This window comes from Pseudomonas sp. B6(2017) (genome assembly GCF_002112765.1).
Lineage (GTDB): Bacteria > Pseudomonadota > Gammaproteobacteria > Pseudomonadales > Pseudomonadaceae > Aquipseudomonas > Aquipseudomonas piscis.
This window is the reverse complement of the sequence record NZ_NEIQ01000004.1, coordinates 1-23,538: the sequence shown is the minus strand read 5'-3', so window position 1 is coordinate 23,538 and position 23,538 is coordinate 1. Positions and strand designations below refer to the sequence as shown.

The window sequence follows — 23,538 nt, the reverse complement described above, 5'->3', positions numbered from 1 at the left end:
CAGCACCGGCAGGGGGGCAGGTCAGAGAAGGGTTTCGACACGCAAGGAGTTAGTCGTCCCCGGCTGGCCGAACGGCACACCGGCGGTGATCACTACCGTGTCCCCACGCTGCGCCAGGCCTTGGGCCTGGGCGATCTCCAGGGCCGTACTGCAGACTTCATCGACCTGGCGCAGGCGGTCGTTGACCACCGAGTGCACGCCCCAGGCCAGGGAAAGGCGGCGCGCGGCCTGCAGGTTGGGGGTCAGGTTGAGGATCGGCACCGACGGCCGTTCCCGGGCGGCGCGCAGGGTCGAGCTGCCGGACTCGCTGTAGTTCACCAGTACCGCCACCGGCAGGATGCTGCAGATACGCCGGATCGCGCAGCTGATGGCATCGGACACCGTGGCTTCGGCCTGGGGCCGGTTGACGTCCAGTTGGGTTTGGTAGTCCGGCCCGGTTTCCACCTGGCGGATGATCTTGCTCATCATCTGCACGGCCTCCAGCGGGTATTCCCCGGAAGCGGTTTCCGCCGACAGCATCACGGCGTCGGTGCCTTCGGCCACGGCATTGGCCACATCGGTGACTTCGGCCCGGGTGGGCGCCGGGGAGAAGCGCATGGACTCCAGCATCTGCGTGGCCACCACCACCGGCCGGCCCAGCTGGCGGCAGGTGGCGATGATGTCCTTCTGGATCTGCGGCACGGCTTCGGCCGGCACCTCGACCCCCAGGTCGCCCCGGGCCACCATGATCGCGTCGCTGAGTTCGGCGATGTCCCGCAGTTGGGCCACCGCCGAGGGTTTCTCGATCTTGGCCATCAACAAGGCCTGGTTGCCGATCAGTTCCCGGGCTTCGCGAATATCCTGCGCGCGCTGTACGAACGACAGCGCCACCCAATCCACTCCCAGTTCCAGGCCGAAGCTCAGGTCGCGGCGGTCCTTGGCGGTCAGCGGGCTCAGCTCCAGCACCGCCTGGGGCACGTTGACGCCCTTGCGATCCGACAGCTCGCCACCGGCCAGCACCGTGGTATCGATGGCCTCGGCATGCCTGGCGTCGACCCGCAGGCGCAGCTTGCCGTCATCCAGCAGCAGGTCCATGCCGGGCTCCAGCGCGGCGATGATTTCCGGATGGGGCAGGTTGACCCGCCGGGCATCGCCCGGGGTCGGGTCCAGGTCCAGGCGCAGGGCCTGGCCGCGTATCAACTGGACCTTGCCGGCGCTGAAGGTGCCGACCCGCAGCTTCGGCCCCTGCAGGTCCATGAGAATCCCCAGGGGTTGGTTCAGCTCGCTTTCCACCTGGCGGATCCAGGCGTGGCGCTGGGCGTGGTCGGCATGGCTGCCGTGGCTGAAGTTGAGGCGGAAGATATTCACCCCGGCTTGCACCAGCTCACGGATATCCTCGATACCGTCGGTGGCCGGGCCCAGGGTGGCGAGGATCTTGACCTTTTTGTCAGGCGTCATGTTTGGTGGTCTCGAGAATCAGGATGGCGCGCAAGTCGTTGACATTGGTACGGGTCGGCTCGGTGACGATCAAGCTGTCCAGGGCCGCGAAGTAGCCGTAGCCATTGTTGTTGTCCAGCTCGTCGCCGGCGTTCAGGCCCAGGGCCGTGGCACGGGCGAAGCTGTCCGGGGTCATGATGGCCCCGGCGTTGTCCTCGGAGCCGTCGATGCCGTCGGTGTCGCCAGCCAGGGCGTAGATGCCGGGATGGCCCTTGAGACTGTCGGTCAGGCTCAGCAGGAACTCGGCATTGCGTCCGCCACGGCCGTTGCCGCGTACCGTGACCGTGGTCTCGCCGCCGGACAGGATCACGCAGGGCGCGGCCAGGGGTTGGCCATGCAGGGCCACCTGGCGGGCGATGCCGGCGTGGACCTTGGCCACCTCGCGGGACTCGCCCTCCAGGTCGCCGAGGATCAACGGGCTGAAACCCGCCTGGCGCGCCTTGACTGCCGCCGCCTCCAGGGATTGCTGGGGCCGGGCGATCAGCTGGAAATGGCTGCGGGCCAGGCACGGGTCGCCGGGCTTGACGGTTTCCGACTCGGGGCTCTGCAGCCAGGCGCGCACCGCCGACGGTACCTCGATGGCGTAGCGCTGGAGAATCGCCAGGGCCTGGGCCGAAGTGCTGGGATCGGCCACGGTAGGCCCGGAGGCGATGACCGTCGCCAAATCGCCGGGCACATCGGAAATCGCGTAGGTGTGCACTGTGGCCGGCCAGCAGGCCTTGGCCAGGCGCCCGCCCTTGATCGCCGAGAGGTGCTTGCGCACGCAATTCATCTCGCCGATGGTGGCGCCGGACTTGAGCAGCGCCTTGTTGAGCGCCTGCTTGTCGGCCAGGGTGATGCCGGCGGCGGGCAGGGCCAGCAGCGCCGAGCCACCGCCGGACAGCAGGAAAATCACCCGGTCCTGTTCCGTCAGGTCGCTGACCATCTCCAGCACGCGCCGGGCCACGTCCAGGCCGGCGGCATCGGGCACCGGATGGGCGGCCTCGACCACTTCGATCTTGTGGCAAGGGGCGCCGTGGCCGTAGCGGGTCACCACCAGCCCGCGGACTTCGCCCTGCCAACTGCGTTCGACCACCTGGGCCATGGCCGCGGCGGCCTTGCCGGCGCCGATGACGATGACCCGGCCGCTGCGGTCGCTGGGCAGGTGGGCTTCGAGGACATGTTGCGGATGGGCGGCGTCGATGGCTGTGGCGAACAGCTCACGCAGCAATTGTTGCGGATCGACCGACATGGCGGGCTCCCGGATTCTTGTTATGGGGGGCGTGGAACAGGTGTAGCCACCGCCAAGGGCGGTGTCAGGGTCGGCAGGGCCTGTCCGTGGCCCGCAGTGATGCGTTTCCTGCGGACCTTCGCACAGCCCGGGGCGGTGGCTACGAATGCTGCTTAGTGTTTGTCGCGGATCGAGAAGTTGGCCATGTGCTCCAGGCCCTTGATCAGGGCCGAGTGGTCCCAGTTGCCACCACCGATGGCGTTGCAGGTGCTGAATACCTGCTGGGCGTTGGCGGTGTTGGGCAGGTTGATGCCCAGCTCGCGGGCGCCGCTGAGGGCCAGGTTGAGGTCCTTCTGGTGCAGGTTGATACGGAAGCCCGGGTCGAAGGTGCCCTTGATCATGCGTTCGCCATGCACTTCCAGGATGCGCGAGGAGGCGAAGCCGCCCATCAGCGCTTCGCGCACCTTGGCCGGGTCGGCGCCGTTCTTCGCGGCGAACAGCAGCGCTTCGGCCACGGCCTGGATGTTCAGGGCGACGATGATCTGGTTGGCCACCTTGGCGGTCTGGCCGTCACCATTGCCGCCGACCAGGGTGATGTTCTTGCCCATGCTCTGGAACAGCGGCAGGGCGCGTTCGAAAGCCTGGCTGTCGCCGCCGACCATGATGCTCAGGGTCGCGGCCTTGGCCCCGACTTCACCGCCGGACACCGGGGCGTCCAGGTATTGCGCGCCTTTCTCGTTGATCTTGGCGGCGAAGGCTTTGGTCGCGGTGGGCGAGATCGAACTCATGTCGATGACGATCTTGCCCTTGCCGATCCCGGCGGCCACGCCGTCGGCGCGCAGCAGCACGTCTTCGACCTGGGGGGTGTCGGGCACCATGATGATCACGAACTCGGCTTCCTGGGCCACCTCCTTGGGGGAGGCCAGGGCCACGGCGCCGGCGGCGATCAGGTCGGCCGGGGCCTTGCCGTGGTGTTCCGAGAGCAGCAGGCTGTGGCCGGCCTTCTGCAGGTTGGCGGCCATGGGGTGGCCCATGATGCCGGTGCCGATGAATCCGATTTTAGCCATGGGGAAAATCCTCTTTTTATTGCTCTATAAGGTTGCGGGTGCCAAGGCATTCGTCTCGCGGGCAGCCTGGCCCTCGATGAACGATGACGCGGTTGCCGATCAGATGGCGTTGTGGCTCTTGAGCCAGCCCAGGCCCGCTTCGGTGGTGGTCAGCGGCTTGTACTCGCAGCCGACCCAGCCCTGGTAGCCGATGCGCTCCAGGTGCTCGAACAGGAAGCGGTAGTTGATCTCGCCGGTGCCCGGTTCGTTGCGCCCGGGGTTGTCCGCCAGCTGCACGTGGTTGATCTGCTCCAGGTGGTTGGCCAGGGTCCGGGCCAGGTCTCCTTCCATGACCTGCATGTGATAGATGTCGTACTGCAGGAACAGGTTGGCACTGCCGACCTGTTCGCGGATCGACAGCGCCTGGGCGGTGTTGTTGAGGTAGAAGCCGGGAATGTCGCGAGTGTTGATGGCTTCCATCACCAGCTTGATGCCCACGGCCTGGAGCTTGTCGGCGGCGTACCTGAGGTTGTCGACGAAAGTCTTTTGCACCAGGGCCTCGTCCACGCCCTGGGGGCGGATGCCGGCCAGGCAGTTGACCTGGGTATTGCCCAGGACCTGGGCATAGGCGATGGCCAGGTCGACCCCGGCGCGGAACTCCGCGACCCGGTCGGGCAGGCAGGCGATGCCGCGCTCGCCCTTGGCCCAGTCGCCGGCCGGCAGGTTGAACAGCACCTGGGTCAGGTCGTGGGCGTCGAGCTGGGCCTTGATCTCGGCCGAGCTGAATTCATAGGGAAACAGGTACTCGACTCCGCTGAAGCCGGCATCGGCGGCAGCCTTGAAGCGAGCGAGGAAATCCTGCTCGGTGAACAGCATGGACAGGTTGGCGGCAAAACGCGGCATGGTGGTCTCCTGTGGATCTATCAAGTCCTGTAGTCGCCGGGGCAGTAGGCGCCAAGGTCCGGTGGACCCTGGCGGCTCGCGAAGACGGCGTTGGCTTGGCGCTCGAGCGCGGTCCTGGGCGGCTACGGGAGTTGTGCTGGCTGGTTAGTCGAGCAGGGCGATGGCGGTGGGGGCGTCGTTGCCCACCAGCGCCAGGTCCTCGAACTCGTTGACGGCGTTGATCTCGGTACCCATGGAGATATTGGTCACCCTTTCCAGGATGATCTCCACCACCACTGGCACCTTGAAGGTTTCGACCAGTTCCTGGGCCTGGCGCAGGGCCGGTTGGATGTCCTTGGGCTCGAATACTCGCAGGGCCTTGCAGCCCAGGCCTTCGGCCACCGCGACATGGTCCACGCCGTAGCCATTGAGCTCGGGAGCGTTGAGGTTGTCGAAGGACAGCTGTACGCAATAGTCCATGTCGAAGCCGCGCTGGGCCTGGCGGATCAGCCCCAGGTAGGAGTTGTTCACCACCACGTGGATATACGGCAGGTTGAACTGCGCACCCACCGCCAGCTCTTCGATCATGAACTGGAAGTCATAGTCGCCGGACAGTGCCACCACCTTGCGGCTCGGATCGGCCTTGACCACCCCCAGGGCCGCCGGAATGGTCCAGCCCAGCGGGCCGGCCTGGCCGCAGTTGATCCAATGGCGCGGCTTGTAGACGTGGAGGAACTGCGCGCCGGCGATCTGCGACAGGCCGATGGTGCTGACGTAGCAGGTGTCCTTGCCGAACACCTGGTTCATTTCCTCGTAGACCCGCTGCGGCTTGACCGGCACGTTGTCGAAGTGGGTCTTGCGTTGCAGGCTGGCCTTGCGTTGCTGGCAGTCGTGCAACCAGGCGCTGCGGTCCTTGAGCTTGCCGGCCGCCTGCCACTCGCGGGCCACTTCCAGCAGTACGGTGAGGGCGCTGCCAGCGTCGGAAACGATGCCCAGGTCGGGAGTGAAGACCCGGCCGATCTGGGTCGGCTCGATGTCCACGTGGATGAACTTGCGGCCTTCGGTATAGACGTCCACCGAGCCGGTGTGGCGATTGGCCCAGCGGTTGCCGATGCCCAGCACCACATCGGACTTGAGCAGGGTGGCGTTGCCGTAGCGATGGGAGGTTTGCAGGCCGACCATGCCCACCATCTGCGGGTGATCGTCGGGAATGCTGCCCCAGCCCATCAGGGTCGGGATCACCGGGATGCCGGTGAGTTCGGCGAACTCCACCAGCAGTTCGCTGGCATCGGCGTTGATCACCCCGCCGCCGGCCACCAGCAGCGGCCGCTCGGCCTGTGCCAGCATGGCCAGGGCTTTCTCGGCCTGGACCCGGGTGGCCGAGGGCTTAGCCAGGGGCAGGGGCTGGTAGGCGTCGATATCGAATTCGATTTCCGCCATCTGCACGTCGAACGGCAGGTCGATCAGTACCGGGCCAGGGCGGCCGGAGCGCATTTCATGGAAGGCTTTCTGGAAGGCGTAGGGCACCTGGCCCGGCTCCAGCACGGTGGTGGCCCACTTGGTCACCGGCTTGACGATGCTGGTGATGTCCACGGCCTGGAAGTCTTCCTTGTGCAGGCGGGCACGGGGAGCCTGGCCGGTGATGCAGAGGATCGGGATGGAGTCGGCCGAGGCACTGTACAGGCCGGTGACCATGTCGGTGCCGGCGGGGCCCGAGGTGCCGATGCACACACCGATGTTGCCGGCCTTGGTGCGTGTGTAGCCCTCGGCCATGTGCGAGGCGCCTTCGACGTGGCGAGCGAGCACATGATCGATGCCGCCGACCTTCTGCAAGGCAGAGTACAGCGGGTTGATGGCGGCGCCCGGGATGCCAAAGGCGGTGTCGACCCCTTCACGGCGCATCACCAGAACGGCGGCTTCGATTGCTCTCATTTTGCTCATGGTTTTGTGCCTCTTACGTTTTGTAATTGTATACAAGTGGCTTTGCGCAGAGTGTATTCATGGCGAGCAGCACAGGTCAATGGCTTTTCTTGGAAGCTATCGGCTGCGCTTTGAGCCCTGATAAACCGGTGTCATTTTGTCGCATGGGCTATATTTCAATAAATATTGTATACAAAAATACAAATCATTGTGTTCTATTCGTTGTATCGAGCTTCTCCTTAAAGGAGCTCCACCAGGCTTTCCAATAACAAGATGAGGACGGCACCCATGAGCGCTTTAACCTTGAAAGTCGCAGTCAACCTGGCCAACCAGGCCATCCAGGCGGGGCGCAACATCAGTGCCGCGCCACTGGCCATCGCGGTACTCGATGCCGGTGGTCATCTGGTGACCTTGCAAAGGGAGGATGGCGCCAGCCTGCTGCGCCCGCAGATCGCCATCGGCAAGGCCTGGGGGGCGATCGCCCTGGGCAAGGGCTCGCGCCTGCTGGCGCTGGATGCCCAGCAGCGCCCGGCCTTCATCGGCGCGCTCAACAGCCTGGGGCAGGGCAGTGTGGTGCCGGCACCGGGCGGGGTATTGATTCGTGATCAGGCGGGCCTGGTGATTGGCGCCATCGGCATCAGTGGCGATACCTCGGACATCGATGAGCAGTGCGCCATCAGCGCCATCGAAGCCCAGGGCCTGGCCGCGGATGCCGGTGTCAGCGCCTAGGTCGCGCAGTACGTGTAGCCGCTGTCGAGCCTGCGAGGCTGCGATCGGGTGCGCAGCGCCCGCCAAACCGGGCGACGCGGTACCTCGGGTTGATTGCCGATAGCCACCAGGCGGCTCGTGCCGGGTCGTGCGCAGCCTGGGGCAGCGGCCACACGAATCTCTTGGCGCCCGTGAACCGGGCGGCGTCATGAGGGTGGGTTATGCGGATTCGGGTTCGCAGCCCTTGAGCACCAGGCGGATGATGGTCTGGGCGGCGGCTTCGTAGTCTTCTTCGGTCAACTTGGCCTTGCCGGTGACCACCGAGATCTGCCAGTCGAAGTCGGCGTAGGTCTGGGTCGCGGCCCAGATGCTGAACATCAGGTGGTGCGGGTCCAGAGGGGCGATCTGGCCACGGTCGATCCAGGTCTGGATGCACTCGATGTTGTGCTTGGCCTGGGCGTTGAGCTGTTCCACCTGGTCCGGGCTCAGGTGCGGGGCACCATGCATGATCTCGCTGGCGAACACCTTGGAGGCGAAGGGCAGGTCGCGGGAGATGCGGATCTTCGAGCGGATATAGCCGCTGAGCACTTCGCTGGGTACGCCATCGGCATTGAACGGGGTGGAGGCCTGGAGAATCGGCTCGATGATGCTTTCAAGCACCTCGCGGTAGAGGTTTTCCTTGGACTTGAAGTAGTAGTAGACGTTGGGCTTGGGCAGCCCGGCCTTGGCGGCGATATCGCTGGTCTTGGTCGCGGCGAAGCCCTTGTCGGCGAATTCTTCACTGGCGGCCCGCAGGATCAGTTCTTTATTGCGCTCGCGGATGGTGCTCATAAACCGGGGGATTCCTTGCCTGTTCGGCGGTTGCGCATGGTAGCACCGGGCTCGCGAAAGGCTCAAGAATGCCCATTGGCCGTGGTCTTGCCAGCATTCGAGAGGGGGGCGACCGTTTGCCGGCATCTCGCCTGGTCCTCCTGCGGCGCGGTATGCTGCGCGCCTCATCTCACGCAGGGAAGCCTGGCCCATGGCAGGAAGCAGTTTGCTGGTTTTGCTCGACGATATCGCCGCGGTGCTGGACGACGTGGCCCTGATGACCAAGATGGCGGCGAAGAAGACCGCCGGTGTGCTGGGCGATGACCTGGCCCTCAATGCCCAGCAGGTGTCCGGGGTTCGCGCCGAACGGGAGGTCCCGGTGGTCTGGGCCGTGGCCAAGGGCTCGTTTCGCAACAAGTTGATCCTGGTGCCAGCGGCCCTGGCCATCAGCGCCTTCGCTCCCTGGCTGGTGATTCCACTGCTGATGCTCGGAGGCGCCTACCTGTGCTTCGAGGGTTTCGAGAAGCTGGCCCACAAGTTCCTCCACAGCAAGGCCCAGGACCAGGCGGCCCATGACCAGCTGATCGAGGCCGTGGCGGATCCGGCCACCGACCTGGTGGCCTTCGAAAAGGACAAGATCAAGGGTGCGGTGCGCACTGACTTCATCCTCTCCGCCGAAATCATCGCCATTACCCTGGGTACCGTTGCCGACGCGCCGCTGGCCCAGCAAGTGGTGGTGCTGTCGGGCATCGCCATCGTGATGACCGTCGGCGTCTATGGCTTGGTGGCCGGCATCGTCAAGCTCGATGACCTGGGCCTGTGGCTGGCGCGCAAGCCGGGACAACTGGCCAGGAGCGTGGGTGGGGCGATCCTGCGGGCCGCGCCCTACATGATGAAGAGCCTGTCGGTGATCGGTACTGCGGCCATGTTCATGGTCGGCGGCGGCATCCTCACCCACGGCGTGCCGGCGGCCCACCACCTGATCGAAGAGCTCACCGCGCGCAGCGCCAGCCTGGTGGGTGGTTTTTCGTTGCTCATGCCGACCCTGCTCAATGCCGTGGCCGGGATCGTCGCCGGTGCCGTGGTCTTGCTCGGCGTGACCCTGGCCAGCAAGGCCTGGCGCGCCGTCCGCGGCCAAGCGGCCTAGGCCGGCAGCAGCGTGGCCAGGTAGCGGGCCACGGCTTCCTCGCCGCAGTGACCGATCACTGCGGCCTCCGGCAAGGCCCGCCGGACATCGTGGTGGGCGCTGTCCATCACCACCGCTTGTCCGGCCTTGGCCAGCATCGACACATCGTTCATGCCATCGCCAAAGGCCACGCAGCGCTTGAGGGCAACCCCCAGCAGCTGCGCCAGGCGCTGCAGGGCATGGCCTTTGTTGACCCCGCCGGCCATCACCTCCAGGCACCAGGGAAAGGAGAAGACGCTGCTGATCCGCGCGCCGAAGCAGGCGTCGAGGTGCGATTGCAGGCGCGCCAACGCCGCGTGGTCCTGGTCGTGATGGAAAAAGAACAGCTTCTGTACCCCTTGCTCGAGAAAATCCGCCGGCGCGCAGAGCGTCGGTTGGAATGCCGGGTTCTGGCTGAAGTTGTCCAGGTTCGGGTAGTGGTCGCTGATCAGCCACTGTGCCTGGCAGTAGGCGTTGATCACCCACTGGCGGTCCGTGGCGCTGGCGATCAGCTCGCGCACCAGTTCGTTGTCCAGTTCCTGGACCAGGCGCAGGTTGCCGCAGGCGCTGGCGATGCTGGCGCCATTGGCGGTGATCAAGTGCACCGGCGGTAGCCGCTTGCCGATCAGCGAGCGGACATCGCGTTGGTGGCGGCCGGTGGCCAGCACTATCTGGCGGCCGGCCTGGTGCAGCTGCCAGAGGGTATTGCAGGTGTAGTCGCCGATCCGGTCCCCTGGCAACAGCAGGGTTCCGTCCAGGTCGGACGCTATCAGGTCGTACATCGCAGGCTCCGGTTGGCACGGGCCGGGTCATGCCAATGGGCCGACCCGGCCGTCGGGAGGGGCGGCATGCGCCTCAGGCGGGTTTCGCGGCGCTCTGGGCCAGCAGCTCCAGGGACTTGGCCTTGGTGAAGGTCATGCGCTCCTCAAGGCGCAGATTGTCCCGTTCGTAGTAGATGCTCATCTGCCCATGGTCCTGGGGCACCGGGGTGATGCGGTAGATCAGCGGCAGGCTGTCGCTGAGCAGTTGCCGGGCATACCCCATGGCGCGCTGGTAGGTGTCGCCGACCTCTTCGAACTCGGGAAAGATATCGAACGCCACCTGGCTGAGGATCGGGCCGTCGTCGATGCCCTCGTTGATTTCGTGGAGGGTCACGCCGTGGCGCCGCTCGCCGTTCTTCAGTGCCCAGTTCACCGGACGCACGCCCCGGTAGTGGGGCAGGTAGGACAGGTGCAGGTTGAGGATCTTGGCGCAGCAATCGATGAAGGCCCTGGGCAGGATCCGCTTGTGGAAGATCACCAGGCACAGGTCGCAGGAGAACGCCTGCTCGGCGTATCCCGGCAGGTTCTCGAAACGCCCGTCCTCGACCACCGGGATCTGCTGCTGGTGGCAGTAGTCGATCAGCGTCTGTTCGCTGCTCACCGGTTCGAACGGGTCGGCGACCACGTGGCTGAGCAGGTAGTCCGGGTGATCCTGGAAGTAGCGGCAGGCGAAGATCGCCAGTTCGCCCTTGCCGCAGATCACCACGCGCTTAGGCGAATGCATGGTCGTTCTCCTGTTGATGGGCATGGCCATGATGACGGGCCAGTTGTGCCATGACGTTCTTGAGGGCCAGGAGCAGCTCGATGTTTTCCTCGCGGGTGCGGCAGGAAATCCTCAGGTACTGGTCGGAACCCTCGTTGCGTTTGCCCGAGCATTCCTTGACGTAGATGTGATGCTGCTCCAGGAGCAGGCGGCAGAGGGTCCGGGCGTCGGCGTAGTGAGTCTTGCAATAGACGAAGTTCGATTCGGTTTCGAAGCTGCTGAGGCCGTCGATGTCGTTCAGAGCGATCTGCAGGTCCCGGGTGTCGCCGATCACCGTCTGGCAACTTGCCAGGTACTGGTCCTTGTACTGCGGCAGGTGCAGCAGGAATTCCTCGGCGAAGCCGTTGAGGTTCCAGATCGGCAACTGCGCGTTCAGGGCCTTGAGCAGCGCCTGGTCGGCGCTGGCCAGGTAGCCGATGCGAATGCCGCCGATGCCGAAGGTCTTGCTCATGCTGCGGATCACCACCAGGTTGGGGTGTTCGTCCAGGACGTGGAGCAGGGTCTGGTCGGCATGCCGGGAGAAGTCCAGGAACGATTCGTCGACGATCAACGCGATCTGCAGCGCCTGCAGCTCGCGGGCCAGGGCCTGGAGCGCGGCCGCCGGGGTGAGGGCGCCCGTGGGGTTGTTCGGCGACTCGATCACCACCACCGAGGGGCGCTGTTCGTGGCAGAGCGCCAACAGCGCCTGGGTGTCGATGGCGAATGCCTCGGCTTCGCGAGTGTGCAGGCACAGGGTGCGGTCTTCGCCGAAGACGTTGGCGTACTCGTTGAACGAGGGCACGGTGACCAGCACCTTGCCCGGGTACAGGTCCGGCAGGATCTTGATGATCTCCGCCGCGCCGTTGGCCACGCACAGCCGTTGGGCCGGGACATCGATGAACTCGGCCAGCGACTCCTCGATCAGCCGGCGGCCGCCCGGGTAGTTGAGCAGGATGTGCTCGAAGTTGTCCTTGATCTTGTCCTTGAGCTGTTGCGGCGGGAAATGGAAGTTGTAGATCAGCGCGAAGTCGCGCAGCGGGTAGCGCCAGTAGCCGCCGTGGCGGTTCTGCACGAAGCCCAGGCGATCCTGGTGGGAGATGTAGTTGCAGATGGTCAGGTCGTAGTAGTTGTCGACTTCGTACCACTGGGTGTTGTCGACGATCACCGGCTGGATGTTCCACTGGCTGTCCAGCGAGGCCTGCTTGAAGACATCTTCGTAGTAGGTGTTCTTGTCGCCCCGGGCGATGTACAGGTCCAGTTGGCGGACCACATGGCGGGCGAACTCCTGCGTACCGATCTTGTACAGGTTGACGGTCTTGTAGTGGCTGTCCAGGGTCTGGTGCCCAGCCTCCTTGGTGGAGCCGAAACCCAGCAGCCGGTCGTTCTCGATGGTGGTGTAGGTGCCTTCCATGTTCGGCCCGAGGGCGGACACCAGGGTGACCAGGTCAGCCGACTTGGCCATCAGCTGTTCCAGGCATTGCTGGGAAAAGTAGATGTCGCCTTCGATGATCAGCGTGTCCCGGCCGATATGTTCCCGGGCCAGGTACAGCGAATAGATGTTGTTGGTGGTGGCCCAGTCCGGGTTGTAGACGAACTCGAAGCAAAGGCTGGTGTTCATCTGCTCCAGGTGCGCGGTGATGGTCTCGGCCTGGTAGCCGACCACGACCACCACCTTGCCGGCGCCGAGCCGTTCCAGGTTGGCCAGGGCGTTGTCGATGAAGGCGATGTCGTTGGTCTGGACCAACGGCTTCGGAGTGTTTTCGGTTCGGTTGGCCAGGCGGCTGCCTCGGCCCGCGCAAAGCAGGATGGCTGTATTGTTATTCATTGGAATTTCCTTATTTACCAAATATCAATCCGGGCACTACGTGCTGGTAGACCCATACGCCGTCGATCCGCCCGGAAAAGCTTTCTTCGCCGCCACTGTCGCCACCGGTCTTGATGCCTGAGCCGAGGCCGAAGGTATGGAAGTCCTCCAGCGCCCGGCCATCCGCGGCCAGGGGGTTGAGGCGGGCATTGGTCAGCAGGCCGTGGGCGTCCTGCTGCAACTGGATCGGGCGGCTGTCGGCGTCCAGCAACTCCACGGCCCTGGCGCTGTAGCCGGTGCTGTTGAGCAAGACGGCGCTGGCGTTGATCAAGGCGTCGACCTGCTCCGGGGACCGGGTGGAGATATCCACCACCTGGAGGTTGTCGATCTGCCCTTGCTGCACCTTGCGGGCGAACTCGAAGGAGTCGTAGCGCAGCCCCGAGTAGCGGTTGATCCGCCCGCTGGCGTTGCACACGTCAGCGTCGGTGAAGTGATAGCCCTGGGCCCGGGCGCTCTCGGCACAGTCGAAGAACAGCTTGAAGTCGCGCTTGGCCAGCAGGGTGATGGGGCCCCGGTAATCCAGTTGCTCCACCAGGCGTATCAGGCAGGACACCGCACTGTGGGACGAGCCGAGGATGGCCACCGAGTCCGGGGCCGATGTGCAAAATTGCCGGTCGTGCAGGCCCTTGATGAACTCGTCGGAGTTGATGTTGCAAGAGGCGTGGCGCAGGCCGCGTTGCTGGGGCTGCCCGCCGAGGTTGCAAATGACCTTGCGGCACTGGGCCTGCATCAGCACGCCGTCCAGGCTGTAGCTGACCAGGTAGCCGCCCTCGGGCAATTGGCGGATCGCCTGGACGCAGCTATCGGTGGAGAACACGAAGCGCTGGCGCAGGGCCTTGTCGGCCATGACGAAGGCGGCGATCTGTTCGAGGAAGGCGCCGACCTGGCTCAGCTCGACGGCCCGATCCTGGTTTTCGCGCAAATAGCGCCATTGCGGGGTGTCCTTGAGGAAGCGGCTGAGCCGATCTTCCTGGTCCTGGAATTTTTCCAGGAATACGCCCCCCAGGGAGTTGGCGGTGATCCGGTACTGGCCGATTTCCCCGGCGCCTACGACATGGTTCTTTTCCAGGATCAGGCAGCGGCCGGCTTGTTCGTTCCGAATCAGCTCCGGCAGCAGCGAAATATTGGCTGGGCCGGCACCGCACAAGATCACGTCATAGTTCTGGATGGGCATCTAATGCTCCTGGTTGAAGTTATATAAGCGATAGAAGTTGCAGGCGAGGCTGGGCCGCTGAGATATCAGTTGAAGTTGTAGGAATTGATATAGAAGTCGTTTGTCGCGCCGACTTTATTCAGCCGCTGGATACGGGGGATGCCGTGCCGGAACTGTCATCTGCTGTTTGGCGGGGCTTGCCGGCATGTTTGAAGATGCTGAAGAAGATATAAGTCATGAGGCTGCTGGCAATGCCCAGGAAGATGAATAGCGCAGTACCGTCGAGCCATTGTATGAAGAGCCCGCCAACGATGGGCGACAGGGAAAATCCAACTCCATACAAAGAAGCGGCACCGAAGTAGGCTCCCCGCAAGTTGTTGGGAGCCAGGCTGTCGACGAACATGTTGATACAGGGGAACAGAATGGTCTGGCTGATGCTCATGAGTAATACGGCGCTGTACCACAGGGCCTTGGTTTCATAGTGGTGGGCGGCCAGGGCGAAGATGAATTCGCTGGCGATCAGCAGGACGCTGCCGACATAGATCTTCGCGTCCAGGCTCCAGGATGCCAGCGCGCCGGACAGCGGCAGTTGCAAAAGGACGATGGTGGTGGCGTGCAGGACGATCAGCGAGGCGATGAAGCCCAGGTAGCCTTCGAAGCCGATGGCGGTGATCAGCTGGGGCAGGCTGGAGTCGAAGTTGCCGAAGATGAACATCATCAGGATGTTGTTGAGCACCAGGGCGAGGAAGATGTGGTCCCGGGACAGGACCTTCATGGTGTTGGCGAAGCTGGTGCTGTTGATGGCCTTGAGCACGATGCCACGACCGAACACCACCACGCCGAGCAGCAGCAGGACATAGGACAGGGTCACCAGGACGAAGGCCAGGGAGCCGGCGCTGATCCCCAGTTGCAGGCCGAGATAGGGACCTACCGCGGCGCCGGCGTTGAGGAAGAAGTAGCGCAGGTGCATGGCCCGCTCCACCAGGGGGCGGGACTCGATGATGTCGCCGATCACGGTCTTGATCGGGTTGTTGACCAGGGCCCAGGACAGGTTGGCCAGCAAGGTACCGGCGATGTAGCCCTGGGCGCTGCCGGACAGGCCGAGCAGGCAGTAGGACAGGGTGGCGACCACGCAGCCGAGGATGATGATCTTCAGCCGGCCGATCTTGTCCGAGATGTAGCCACTGTAGAAGCTGACTGCCGAGGAGATGGCGATCGAAAGGGTCAGCACCAGCCCGATGAAGGTCGGGCTGAAGTCGAAGCGGGTATAGAGCACCACGGAGATGAATGGCCAGACCATCATCGAGGTCGCTCGGGTAATGAAGGTCCCGATGAACAGGATCCAGATGAAAAGAGGCAACTCGCTGAAGTAACGCTGCACGCGGGACTGGGGTCTGGCCGATAGTTTCATGGTAACGGATGTCTGAATTACTTGACGGAATACTGGCCCGGCCGAATACATCGACCAGCCCTCGTTAGTTGCCGGAATCTGCCTGTTTGGTTTTCAGCGGGCAATAGCGATGCACTTCCCGGGAACCGGCACGCAATGGCCTGGATCTTGGGGGGAATCAATGCGTTTGGTATTGGCTGGAAGTTACCGGCAGTTCAGCGGGCAAACATCTGCACAGCAATAATCACGGGCGCAAGTTGACCATGATCGACCTGTGCGGTAGTTGGTGCTGAAGATTGGCGGATGACCGCCGGGGAGGAATAGCGAAGATGGACGACATCAGTCCCTGATTATCGTAGAACACGTTACTGCTTCCTTAGCTGTGTTGCGCTGGAGCTTACACCGACCGTCACAATAAGTTAATAAAAAATTCACATTTGTTTTTTTAAGTTCGTTTGTGCGCTACGAGGCCTAGGTTTTTCCGGGGTTCCACGGCCATGGCGGCTGGATTGCGGCGGGTTGCAGGCAGTGTGAATCGCGCTGCCGTCGAGGCCGGAAGTGCCGGGCTAGAGCATTTCGCGGGGCGTGTGGCGAGCCCGGAGACCCGGGCTCGCCGTGACGGGAGGTTACTCGGCGATCTGCAGTTTGCGCGCTTCGGTATAGACGTAGCGCACTTGTTCGTACTCGAACGGCGAGTTCAGCTCGCCATAGCGGAAGTTGGTCTGGTAGCGCTTGTCGACGCCACGCAACAGCCAGAGCTCCGGATGGTTCTTGCTGACTTCGGCGACGTTGAGGAAGTTGATCGCCGACTCGGCGCTGTAGTCCACCGCCAGGCCCGCGGTGTCGCGCAGGTTCGAGGGGCCCAGGAGCGGCAGCACCAGGTAGGCTCCGCTCGGCACCCCGTAGAAGCCCAGGGTCTGGCCGAAGTCCTCGCTCTGGCGCGGCAGGCCCATCTTGGTGGCCGGGTCCCACAGGCCGGCGATGCCGATGGTGGTGTTGACCAGCAGGCGGGCGGTGGTCTCCATGGAGCGCTGGCCCTTGAACTGCAGCAGGCTGTTGAGCAGGCTGGGTACATCGCCCAGGTTGTTGAAGAAGTTGCTCACTCCGGTGCGCAGGAAGCTCGGGGTGATGTAGCGGTAGCCGTCCACCACGGGCAGGAACACCCATTGGTCGAAGCGATAGTTGAAGTGATAGACCCGGCGGTTCCAGGACTCCAGCGGGTCGTAGACGTTCAGCGCGCTGAGGGTCGAGCGTTCGAACTCGCGCTGGTCCAGCCCCGGGTTGAACTTGAGCTGTTTCAGCGGCTCGGTGAAGCCGTCGGCGTCGGGCGCGGTGATGGTGCCGGCATGGCCGTCGTCGGCCTGGACATAGCCTGCGCAGAGCAACGCAGCGATAAGCAGGAGATGTTTAGCCACGGAAGAACTCCAGCATGGCGTCGCTGTTGACGCGGTAGTTGAGGTTGCCGCAATGGCCACCATGGGGGTAGACGGTCAGGCGATCGCCAAAGGTCTGGCGCAAGAAGCCCAGGTCGCCGGGGCCCAGGATGACGTCGTCGGCGTTGTGCATCACGGCGATCTTCGGGCTGGCCTTGAGGTAGTCCTGCAGCGCATAGAGGCTCACCTGGTCGACCAGTTGCAGCAGGCTGCCGCCATCGGTACGGGCGCGCCACATCGGGATCACCTGCTCGGTCAGGTAGCAGTCGAAGTCGCACTGCAGGGCGCGCTTGAAGAATGGCGTGAGACTGGTGCCCTCGCGGATCGGGTATTTGGGCGGGGTGATCAGGCCGCGCCGGTTGATCAGGTCCGAGGTGAAGGCGATGTCCGCCGCCGAGAAGCGGAAGGCGGTGCCGATCAGCATCGCCAGTTGTTCGTTGCTCAGGTGCTGCTTGGATTGCTGCAGGTCATAGAGCAGGGCGTCGTTGAGATCGATATAGCCCTTCTGCTGGAAGTAGCGGGTCAGCTTGGCCAGCATCAGCTCGTAGAACGTGGTGCTGCTGCTGATGCCCTTGACCTCGGTCTGTACCAGCTTGTCCAGGTTGCTGATCGAGGTGTAGAGGTTGACCGGCGGGTTGAGCAGCAGGACCTTCTTGAAGTTGAAGGTGCGCCGGGTCTCGTCGAGCTTGCTGATGAACGCCGCATCCAGGGCGCCCAGGCTGTAGCCGGTGAGGTAGTAGTCGGTGACCGGCAGCTTGGAGTTCTGCGCGCGCACCGCTTGCATCACCCGGTACATGTCCTGGGCGTCCTCGGCGGTCACCCCGGGAGTGGCGAAGCGCGATGCGGCGCTGATGAAGTCGAAGCTGGTGGGCGAGGACAGCTGCACCACGTGGTAGCCGGCCTTGTAGTAGAGCTTCTTCAGGTATTCGTTGAGGGTGCTGTCGTAGCGCGCGCCGGTACCGGCGATCAGGAAGATCAACGGGGCGGCGTGGTCCTGGGTGGCGATGCGGTAGGTGAGTTTCTTCACTGCCCAGAAATTGTCCGGCAGGGTGAATTCGCGTTCCGGGCGCAGGGTCAGGCTGTAGTCGGACTGGCGGATGTCATCGTCCGAGGGCAGCTCCGGGCGCAAGTCCGGCGGTGTGGTGGCGATGGTGGCTTCGAAGGGATTGGTCAACGGGTAGCCGTAGCTGGCCGGATCGACATCGACCGCCAGTGCGGACGCACTCAGGATAAGGCCACCGAACAGGGCGGTGAGGCGCAAGGAACGAAGCATGACTGTATCCCTAGAAGGAAGGTGCCGAATGAGGTTCGCAGGCTATGACCACCGTGCTGCTGCCGAAGTGCCATGTGCGGGCGCAAATAACGTCCGTGGCAGTCTGGCCTGGGGGTAGTGGTGATAGTAGCCGGACGATACACGTTGCCACCCTTGGCTGAATAGCTATGCGTGCATGGTGCTTGCCAAGTGTTTCCGGGGGATTATGCTGGGCGCCGTTTTGATTGCCTGGAGTGCCCCATGTCTCGCCGCTTTCCCCTGTTCTTGCTGCTGTTGGCCCTGGTGCTGTGGCTGGCCGCCAGCTATGGCCTGCGCTATGGCTTCATGGAGGATGCCCGCTGGGTGGGCGTATGCATCGATGAGGCCGGCCGCTGGGAGTGCTCGTTGCGCTCCAGCCTGGGGTGGATGATTCATTTCAAGGTATTGGGCTGGAGCGCCCTGGGCGCGGCGCTGCTGGCTTTCGTCGTGCCAGGGCGGCTGGGCTGGGGGCTGGCGCTGCTGGCCATGGCGGCCGGGATCCCGGCCCTGGTGCTGTACAACACCAGCCTGGCGGTGTTCGCCCTGGTGATCGCCAGCCTGCGCCTGGTGCGCGCTCCTCGCCCCTAGCCGGGCGGATCAGCCGACCCGCGCCCGCAAGCTGCGCCACAGCGCGGCGACCATCAGCAGGCCGACCAGGGCCCAGCCCCAGGCCTGCTGGTTGGCCAGGCCTTCCTGGTACAGCTGCGGCGCGATGCCGGCACCGATGATGAAGGTCAGCAGGGCGACCTCGCGCCGTGGTACTCGCACCGGTCGGCAGAGGAAGGCCAGGGCCGGCACCAGCAGGGCGGCGCTGGGGAAGCTGCGATAGCGCGGATCGAACACCAGCTCGAGCATCATCACCGCCGCGGCGAAACCGGCTGCGGCCAGGAGCCAGCCGGCACGCTTTTCCAGGATGCTGAACAGCCGCCGGCGCCAGCCTTCACGCGAGCCCAGGGCCAACGCGGCGTGGGCCAGGACCAGCAGGTTCAGGCCCAGCAGCAGGGCGGCCCAGGCCCACTCGCTGGCGAAGCGACTGGTGACCCGCGTCAATTCGGCGAAGGTGCCGATGCTGCAGGCCGCCACGGCACCCAGCAGTGGCAGAAGGACGGCCGCCCGAGTGCTGCCGATCCTGCCACCCAGCAGCAGGGTACCGCCCAGGAGCGCCGCTCCCAGGCCCAGCCACAGGGGCCAGTAGGGCAGGTTGGATACCGGACCTTCGAGGATCCCCTTGTCTTGGCGATCGGCGTCGAACAGCCCCCAGTAACCACCGACCGCGCCTTCGCTGACGCGTTTCCAGGGTTGGTCGAAGGCCTCGATCAGGTTGTAGTGCCAGCCATTCTGCTCGGCCAGGGCGACGAAACCGCGGATGAACCGGGCTTCGTTGACCCGGCTGGGGATCGCGGTCTCGCGCTGGCGACCTTCGCTGGGCCAGCCGGTCTCGCCGATCAGCACGTCCTTGGGGGCGAAGCGGTTGCCGAACACCTGGCGTACCTGGGCCACATGATCCAGGGCCACGTCGATGTTCGATGGATCGTCTTCCCAGTAGGGCAGCAGGTGGATGGTCAGGAAGTCCACGGCCGGGGCCACTTCCGGGTGCTTGAGCCAGAACTCCCAGACATCGGCGTAGGTCACTGGCTGCTTGACGTTGTGCTTGACCTTGGTGATCAGCCGGGCCAGCTGGGCGCCGGTGATTTCCTTGCGCAGCAGTGCCTCGTTGCCGACGATCACCGCGCTGACCACATCCGGGTTGGCGTTGGCCGAGGCGATCAGCAGGTCCACCTCTCTTTCGTTATCCGCCGGGTTGCTGTTGATCCAGGCTCCGATCATCAGCTTCAGGTCGTGCTTGCGCGCCAGCTCCGGCAGGGCCTCCAGGCCGCTCATGGAATAGGTGCGGATGCACTCGAAGCGGGTCGCCAGCAGCGCCAGGTCGGCGTCCATGCGCTCGGGGCGCAGCTTGAACGGCTGGTCGAACGGCGACTGGTCCTTGTCGAACGGAGTGTAGGAGGCGCATTGCAGCTTGTGGCTGGCGCTGGCGACGTCGGGCAACTGCACCGGCCGGCCGAGGCCGTACCAGTAGCTGCACAGGGCCAGCAGGGCAATCAGGCAGGCGCACAGGTAGGCGAGGAGGGGGAAGCGTGGAGTGGCGGGCATGGTCAGGCCGTCAGGGGGGCAAAGCCGGGCATCTTACCTGTATTCGACTGTGCCTTGGGGCTGCCATGCGAAGTTCGCGCAGGCTTGTTGTCGCGGGGAGCAGGGACGGCTACTGGCTTTCTGATGTCGCTGGCTGTTGCCTTGAGGTCGCAGTCAGAGCAGGTCGCCGCCGGTGGCGGGTTGATGATCCAGGCATCAGTACTCCGCTGATGATCGAACGTGTTCGCGGTCGGGCGTGATGGAGGCGCCGAGCACCATAACCATACGTTGATGTGCCCGGCAGCTGCCCGGCACTGCACTTTTCGGGGAAGTAACGATGAAGATGCGACGACTCTTAGGCGCAGGTGCCGCAATGGTACTTGCCATCAGCTCCACCTTGGCCAGCGCCGACAGCAAGACCCTGAGCATCGGCTATGTCGACGGCTGGTCCGACAGCGTGGCGACGACCCATGTGGCGGCGGAGGTGATCAAGAAGCTCGGTTATGACGTCAAGCTGCAGGCCGTGGCGACCGGGATCATGTGGCAGGGCGTGGCCACCGGCAAGCTCGACGCCATGCTCTCGGCCTGGTTGCCGGTGACCCATGGCGAGTACTGGGCCAAGAACAAGGACAAGGTGGTGGACTATGGCCCCAACTTCAAGGACGCCAAGATCGGCCTGATCGTGCCGGAGTACGTCAAGGCCAAGTCCATCGCTGACCTGAAGGGCGATGCCAGCTTCAGGAACAAGATCGTCGGGATCGATGCCGGCTCAGGGGTGATGCTCAAGACCGACCAGGCGATCAAGGACTATGGGCTGGACTACAAGCTGCAGGCCAGTTCCGGGGCGGCGATGATCGCCGAGCTGACCCGCGCCGAGGAAAAACAGGATTCCATCGCCGTGACCGGCTGGGTGCCGCACTGGATGTTCGCCAAATGGAAACTGCGCTTCCTCGAGGATCCCAAGGGCGTGTATGGCGCCGCCGAGACCGTCAACAGCATCGGCAGCAAGGAACTGGAGAAGAAGGCGCCTGAGGTGGCGGCGTTCCTGAAGAAGTTCCAGTGGGCGTCGAAAGACGAAATCGGCGAAGTGATGCTGGCCATCCAGGAGGGCGCCAAGCCTGATGCGGCGGCCAAGGACTGGGTGGGCAAGCACCCGGAGCGGGTGGCCGAGTGGACCGCTAAATAGTAGCGCAGCGTCTATTTCAAGGGTCTTGGGGGTGTCTGCGACGGCGTCGCGGATGCCCCCGTTTTTTTGCGGGGGAGAATTGGCGCGGGGGTTAATGTCGTTCTAATACTAAGGTCGTCTAGAACGCGTTTGAGAGCTGCATAGAGTGGATTAGGTTCCACCTAAAATCTGTGCTGCGAGGATAAAAACAATGAACGACAGCATTTACCTCTCGATTCAAAACAGCCCGCGCTTCAAGGAGCTGGTGAGCAAACGGGAGCGGTTCGCCTGGATTCTTTCGGCGATCATGCTTGGGCTTTACTCGGCTTTCATCTTGTTGATCGCCTATGGACCCCAGATCCTGGGGAGCAAACTCAGTCCTTCATCATCCATCACCTGGGGCATTCCCATCGGTGTCGGCTTGATTGTCTCGGCCTTCATCCTGACGGCCATCTATGTCCGGCGCGCCAACGGTGAGTTCGACGAGCTGAACAACGCGATCCTGAAGGAGGCTCAGCAATGATCCGCCGTCTATTCGCAGCGCTCGGCCTGGCCGCTTTCGCTCCCGCCCTGTGGGCCGCAGACGCCCTGACGGGAGAAGTCCACAAGCAACCTCTCAACGTATCGGCGATCGTGATGTTCGTGGTGTTCGTCGGTGCCACCCTGTGCATCACCTACTGGGCTTCCAAGCGCAACAAGTCGGCTGCCGACTATTACGCGGCGGGCGGCAAGATCACCGGCTTCCAGAACGGCCTGGCAATTGCCGGCGACTACATGTCGGCGGCGTCCTTCCTGGGTATTTCCGCCCTGGTGTTCACCTCCGGCTATGACGGGCTGATCTACTCCATCGGCTTTTTGGTGGGCTGGCCGATCATTTTGTTCCTGATCGCCGAACGCTTGCGCAACCTGGGCAAGTACACCTTCGCCGACGTGGCGTCCTATCGCCTCGGGCAAACCCAGATCCGCACCCTGTCGGCCTGTGGTTCGCTGGTGGTGGTGGCGTTCTACCTGATCGCGCAGATGGTGGGTGCCGGCAAGCTGATCCAGCTGCTGTTCGGTCTCGATTACCACGTGGCGGTGATCCTGGTGGGCATCCTGATGTGCCTGTACGTATTGTTCGGCGGCATGCTGGCCACTACCTGGGTACAGATCATCAAGGCGGTGCTGTTGCTCTCCGGCGCATCGTTCATGGCGTTGATGGTGATGAAGCACGTGGGCTTCGACTTCAACGTGCTGTTCTCCGAAGCGATCAAGGTCCACCCCAAGGGTGAGGCGATCATGAGCCCGGGCGGCCTGGTGAAGGATCCGATCTCGGCGTTCTCCCTGGGCCTGGCGCTGATGTTCGGTACCGCCGGCCTGCCGCATATCCTGATGCGCTTCTTCACCGTGAGCGACGCCAAGGAAGCTCGCAAGAGCGTGCTCTATGCCACTGGTTTCATCGGTTACTTCTACATCCTGACCTTCATCATCGGCTTTGGCGCGATCTTGCTGGTGAGTACCAATCCGGACTTCAAGGACGCCGCAGGCGCCTTGCTGGGCGGTAACAACATGGCGGCGGTGCACCTGGCCAATGCGGTGGGCGGCAGCGTGTTCCTGGGCTTCATCTCGGCGGTGGCCTTCGCCACCATCCTGGCTGTGGTGGCGGGCCTGACCCTGGCCGGTGCTTCGGCGGTGTCCCATGACCTGTATGCCAGCGTGATCAAGAAGGGCAAGGCCAACGAGAAGGACGAGATCCGCGTCTCCAAGATCACCACGGTGACCCTGGGCGTGCTGGCCATCGGCCTGGGCATCCTGTTCGAGAGCCAGAACATCGCGTTCATGGTGGGCCTGGCGTTCTCCATCGCTGCCAGCTGCAACTTCCCGGTACTGCTGCTTTCCATGTACTGGAAGAAACTCACTACCCGTGGCGCCATGATCGGTGGCTGGATGGGCCTGGTGAGCGCAGTGGCGCTGATGATCCTCGGTCCGACCATCTGGGTGCAGATCCTGCATCATGAGAAGCCGATCTACCCGTACGAGTACCCGGCGCTGTTCTCGATGATCATCGCCTTCGTCGGTATCTGGTTCTTCTCCATCACCGACAAGTCGGCGGCAGCGGCCAATGAGCGGGCGCTGTTCTTCCCGCAGTTCGTGCGTTCGCAGACCGGCCTCGGTGCCAGTGGGGCGGTGTCGCACTAAGTTCCTGGCACTGGGCTTCTATCTATATAGGGGCTCGATGATGGCGAAATGCCCTGGTCGCAAGGCCAGGGCATTTTTATTGGCCGTGGATCTGCTGGTTGCGTCGGGTGGGGAGGTGCCGGTGTCAGGGGGCGGCAGAGAGCTTGTACAGGCG

General features: G+C 63.8%; 20 protein-coding genes. 6 read left to right on the top strand and 14 right to left on the bottom strand.

Annotated features, from left to right (window positions below; genetic code table 11):
• Positions 1-21 precede the first annotated feature (21 nt).
• The 5 genes from pyk to gcl form a co-directional block, all read right to left on the bottom strand.
• A complete protein-coding gene (gene pyk / locus CAG11_RS07715) occupies positions 22-1,437 on the bottom strand; it encodes a pyruvate kinase (RefSeq protein WP_022643083.1) in 1,416 nt (471 codons plus the stop codon).
• Positions 1,427-2,707, bottom strand: a complete 1,281-nt coding sequence (locus CAG11_RS07710) for a glycerate kinase (RefSeq protein ID WP_085595820.1) — start codon at positions 2,705-2,707, stop codon at positions 1,427-1,429. The genes pyk and CAG11_RS07710 overlap by 11 nt, the downstream gene beginning before the upstream one ends.
• A gap of 152 nt (positions 2,708-2,859) precedes the next feature.
• Positions 2,860-3,753, bottom strand: a complete 894-nt coding sequence (locus tag CAG11_RS07705; protein WP_085595818.1) for a 2-hydroxy-3-oxopropionate reductase — start codon at positions 3,751-3,753, stop codon at positions 2,860-2,862.
• 99 nt (positions 3,754-3,852) lie between these two features.
• Entirely contained in the window at positions 3,853-4,635 is a 783-nt protein-coding gene (gene hyi / locus CAG11_RS07700) for a hydroxypyruvate isomerase (protein ID WP_085595816.1), read from the bottom strand.
• Positions 4,636-4,779: 144 nt separating this feature from the next.
• Entirely contained in the window at positions 4,780-6,555 is a 1,776-nt protein-coding gene (gene gcl / locus CAG11_RS07695) for a glyoxylate carboligase (RefSeq protein WP_085595814.1), read from the bottom strand.
• 267 nt (positions 6,556-6,822) lie between these two features.
• On the opposite strand from gcl, the gene CAG11_RS07690 reads away from it, so the two are divergent.
• On the top strand, positions 6,823-7,263 hold the full coding sequence (locus tag CAG11_RS07690) for a heme-binding protein (protein WP_031321203.1): 441 nt from the start codon (positions 6,823-6,825) through the stop codon (positions 7,261-7,263).
• A 198-nt stretch (positions 7,264-7,461) separates the two neighbouring features.
• Here the strand turns inward: CAG11_RS07690 and CAG11_RS07685 are convergent, their stop codons facing one another.
• Positions 7,462-8,073, bottom strand: coding sequence for a TetR/AcrR family transcriptional regulator (locus tag CAG11_RS07685; RefSeq protein ID WP_022643088.1), 612 nt, complete (start codon positions 8,071-8,073; stop codon positions 7,462-7,464).
• A gap of 190 nt (positions 8,074-8,263) precedes the next feature.
• Between CAG11_RS07685 and CAG11_RS07680 the strand changes: the two genes are divergently transcribed.
• Positions 8,264-9,199 (top strand): DUF808 domain-containing protein, encoded by a 936-nt coding sequence (locus CAG11_RS07680; protein WP_031321205.1) that lies wholly within the window; start codon positions 8,264-8,266, stop codon positions 9,197-9,199.
• Here the strand turns inward: CAG11_RS07680 and CAG11_RS07675 are convergent.
• The 7 genes from CAG11_RS07675 to CAG11_RS07645 form a co-directional block, all read right to left on the bottom strand.
• Positions 9,196-9,999, bottom strand: a complete 804-nt coding sequence (locus CAG11_RS07675; protein ID WP_085595812.1) for a Cof-type HAD-IIB family hydrolase — start codon at positions 9,997-9,999, stop codon at positions 9,196-9,198. The two genes, CAG11_RS07680 and CAG11_RS07675, sit on opposite strands and share 4 nt — an antisense overlap.
• Before the next feature lie 73 nt (positions 10,000-10,072).
• Positions 10,073-10,762 (bottom strand): formyltransferase family protein, encoded by a 690-nt coding sequence (locus CAG11_RS07670; RefSeq protein ID WP_022643091.1) that lies wholly within the window; start codon positions 10,760-10,762, stop codon positions 10,073-10,075.
• On the bottom strand, positions 10,749-12,605 hold the full coding sequence (locus CAG11_RS07665; protein ID WP_085595810.1) for an aminotransferase class I/II-fold pyridoxal phosphate-dependent enzyme: 1,857 nt from the start codon (positions 12,603-12,605) through the stop codon (positions 10,749-10,751). Before CAG11_RS07665 ends, CAG11_RS07670 begins: the two co-directional genes overlap by 14 nt.
• A 10-nt stretch (positions 12,606-12,615) precedes the next feature.
• The gene (locus CAG11_RS07660; protein ID WP_085595808.1) at positions 12,616-13,818 is read right to left on the bottom strand and encodes a hypothetical protein; all 1,203 of its coding nucleotides are present in this window, start codon (positions 13,816-13,818) and stop codon (positions 12,616-12,618) included.
• Positions 13,819-13,936: 118 nt separating this feature from the next.
• Positions 13,937-15,208: an MFS transporter gene (locus CAG11_RS07655; RefSeq protein ID WP_085595806.1), complete on the bottom strand. Its 1,272-nt coding sequence runs from the start codon at positions 15,206-15,208 to the stop codon at positions 13,937-13,939.
• A 605-nt stretch (positions 15,209-15,813) separates the two neighbouring features.
• Entirely contained in the window at positions 15,814-16,602 is a 789-nt protein-coding gene (locus CAG11_RS07650; RefSeq protein WP_085595804.1) for a VacJ family lipoprotein, read from the bottom strand.
• A complete protein-coding gene (locus CAG11_RS07645) occupies positions 16,595-17,893 on the bottom strand; it encodes a serine/threonine protein kinase (RefSeq protein ID WP_085595802.1) in 1,299 nt (432 codons plus the stop codon). The genes CAG11_RS07650 and CAG11_RS07645 overlap by 8 nt, the downstream gene beginning before the upstream one ends.
• 240 nt (positions 17,894-18,133) lie before the next feature.
• Between CAG11_RS07645 and CAG11_RS07640 the strand changes: the two genes are divergently transcribed.
• Positions 18,134-18,499 (top strand): hypothetical protein, encoded by a 366-nt coding sequence (locus CAG11_RS07640; protein ID WP_053135017.1) that lies wholly within the window; start codon positions 18,134-18,136, stop codon positions 18,497-18,499.
• Positions 18,500-18,508: 9 nt separating this feature from the next.
• Here CAG11_RS07640 and CAG11_RS07635 read toward each other — a convergent pair whose 3' ends face one another.
• On the bottom strand, positions 18,509-20,062 hold the full coding sequence (locus tag CAG11_RS07635) for a beta (1-6) glucans synthase (protein WP_085595799.1): 1,554 nt from the start codon (positions 20,060-20,062) through the stop codon (positions 18,509-18,511).
• A 316-nt stretch (positions 20,063-20,378) separates the two neighbouring features.
• On the opposite strand from CAG11_RS07635, the gene CAG11_RS07630 reads away from it, so the two are divergent.
• The 3 genes from CAG11_RS07630 (at position 20,379) to CAG11_RS07620 (ending at position 23,384) form a co-directional block, all read left to right on the top strand.
• Positions 20,379-21,227, top strand: coding sequence for a glycine betaine ABC transporter substrate-binding protein (locus CAG11_RS07630; protein WP_031321212.1), 849 nt, complete (start codon positions 20,379-20,381; stop codon positions 21,225-21,227).
• Positions 21,228-21,417: 190 nt separating this feature from the next.
• On the top strand, positions 21,418-21,729 hold the full coding sequence (locus CAG11_RS07625) for a DUF485 domain-containing protein (RefSeq protein ID WP_022643099.1): 312 nt from the start codon (positions 21,418-21,420) through the stop codon (positions 21,727-21,729).
• Positions 21,726-23,384, top strand: a complete 1,659-nt coding sequence (locus CAG11_RS07620) for a cation acetate symporter (protein WP_022643100.1) — start codon at positions 21,726-21,728, stop codon at positions 23,382-23,384. Before CAG11_RS07625 ends, CAG11_RS07620 begins: the two co-directional genes overlap by 4 nt.
• The last annotated feature ends 154 nt before the right edge of the window (positions 23,385-23,538 follow it).